The 2158-nt window shown below is 49.3% G+C and carries 3 protein-coding genes; all 3 read left to right on the top strand.

From position 1 onward, the window contains the following. The first annotated feature begins 291 nt into the window (after nucleotides 1-291). Nucleotides 292-546: an antirestriction protein ArdA gene (locus HRU10_15310; protein ID NRA28601.1), complete on the top strand. Its 255-nt coding sequence runs from the start codon at nucleotides 292-294 to the stop codon at nucleotides 544-546. Nucleotides 547-565: 19 nt separating this feature from the next. Then, the gene (locus tag HRU10_15305; GenBank protein NRA28600.1) at nucleotides 566-754 is read left to right on the top strand and encodes a hypothetical protein; all 189 of its coding nucleotides are present in this window, start codon (nucleotides 566-568) and stop codon (nucleotides 752-754) included. Between the two features lie 478 nt (nucleotides 755-1232). Then, nucleotides 1233-2158, top strand: a 926-nt coding sequence (locus HRU10_15300) for a tyrosine-type recombinase/integrase (protein ID NRA28599.1), incomplete at its 3' end; no start/stop codon positions are given.

The raw sequence follows: 2158 nt of genomic DNA, 5'->3' as shown, positions 1-2158 counted from the left end.
CATCTCGTTTTTCCATGCCTGAAAGGATGAATGATGCATGGGTGAAAGTCATGTATTATATTAGCGAGTTAATAAACAGGTTCCTAGGGGGCGCCGCCCCTAGCGCAGCGCAAGGGTGTCCCCCATCTTCCGCAGCGTCTTCGTTTGCACTTCGCGCTTTGTGCAGACCGGGTGATTCCCCTCCCTTGCGCTTTGCCTCCCCGATCTCGTCGATGGCCAGGTTTTCACGCGCGCGATGCATGCCGCTTCGCGTCTGCTGTGATAACCATTAGCCATTAGGAGAGGATAAAAATGAACAATATGATTACTACACCCCGAATCTATGTTGCATGTTTAGCGAGCTATAATGCTGGGATTTTGCATGGGTGTTGGGTAGAGTTAAATGACGGCGCTGACGCTGTCTTTGATTACGTTAAAGCAATGCTGGAAAAGTCCAAGATTGCGAATGCGGAAGAATGGGCCGTTCATGATTACGAAGGGTTTGAACGTGTATGCGAGCTATTCTTCTATTTGCCCGAACAAAATGACGCCATTCGTCGTGTATAGGCATGAACCTTAATTGTTTATGACTATCATCGAACTTAAAAAGAATGGCACGCTCAAGTTGCCCGAAGAGATATATGCGCGGGTTGAAACTATCCGCTACTTCCAGATCAAAGAAAGCGACAAGGGAATTCTACTCGTTCCGCTCGAGATTCGCGCGGCTCAGACGACGAATGGAAATCGAAAGGAGGTCGCTGATGTCGGGGCTTAGTGGCATTGTTTCCAATCAGGCGTTTAATCTCGATTACATGTTTGATCGTGAAACCGATATGCTCGCCAATAAAGGGCCTGCTCCCGTTGTAATCACCCGTGAGCCACCCAGGCAGCCAGTGCGTAAGATTCCTTCTGGCCCGAAGCCCAGGTCTCGAAATGCATCTCGTGGCCATACGAAATCACGCGGTCGTTAAATTTTCACCTTCAAGTCAAAATCCGATGGAAAAGATCGCATCGAAAGAGATATTTTAGATATTACCACAATGAGTGAGCGCCTTTCTAGTTCGTCGCGCTCGGTTTATCGCCTTGTGGCAAGCAACCTGTTGGCTCCACCTGTGAAAGCCGGTGACTCCACTCGCTTTTTTGAAAGCGACCTCAACGCTTATCTCGAATCCCTCAAGGCTTCGCGGCCTAAAACCTTTTAAATCAACATGGTATAACACGTATTTAAACCCAAACGTAGACAGAATGGAAAAATGGTGTCCGGTCGAATATATCGCGGGCGATACAAACTCCAAGGTGAGTTTAAAATCACCGAAGTCTCACTTGGCACCAGCGACAAACGCGTAGCTGAAAAAAAGCTGCAAGACATCATTACCGAAAAAGAACGTGAGCGTGCGGGCATAATCGCTCCCAAGATTCAGCGTGATTCAGCCAAACGTCCGCTTGCGGAGCATCTGGAGGATTACATCGCTGACCTCATCACGAAGGGGCGCGTTGAGCAATATACGGCTGCGACGAAAGCGATGATCTTGCGGCTTATCAAGGAATGCAAATGGTTGGTTCCAATCGATGTTCGGCCAGACTCGTTTACGAGCTGGCGTTCGAAGCTGGATCGTGCACCCAAAACCTTGAACGAATATCTGAATTCCGTCTCCGGCATGATGAACTGGATGGTTGCGCAAGGGCGCATTGTCGCCAACCCGTTGAAAAACGTTCAACTCATTTATGTGCGCGGCAAACAGCAGAAGCGCTGCTCTTTTACTCCTGAACAATTTGCTAAGCTACTTTCGGTCTCTGGGGATCGAGGCATAAACTATCAGATGGCCGCTTACACTGGGCTGAGAGTATCGGAGCTGAGTAATCTTGTCCGTGCAGATTTGCATCTCGATGTTGATGTTCCCTTCGTCAAAGCCAGATCATACACCACCAAGAATAAGCAAGATGCCGTCATCCCGCTGCATCCACAGCTTGCCGAAGCCCTAATAGCGCATTGCGGCGATGACATGAAGCCTACCGCCAAGGTGCTCGATTTAACAACGCATGCGGAACGGCCTCTGTATCGTGATATGGAAGCGGCGGACATTCCACGGATGGATGAGTTAGGAAGGAAGCGCGATTTTCATTCTTTCCGAGGCACATTTGCCACGGCGCTCGTTGCAAACGGAACTTATCAGCGGGT

It is taken from the genome of Opitutales bacterium (assembly GCA_013215165.1).
Taxonomy (GTDB): Bacteria; Verrucomicrobiota; Verrucomicrobiia; order Opitutales; family JABSRG01; genus JABSRG01.
Note: the sequence above shows the minus strand (reverse complement) of the source record. Positions and strands in the feature narration are given on the sequence as shown.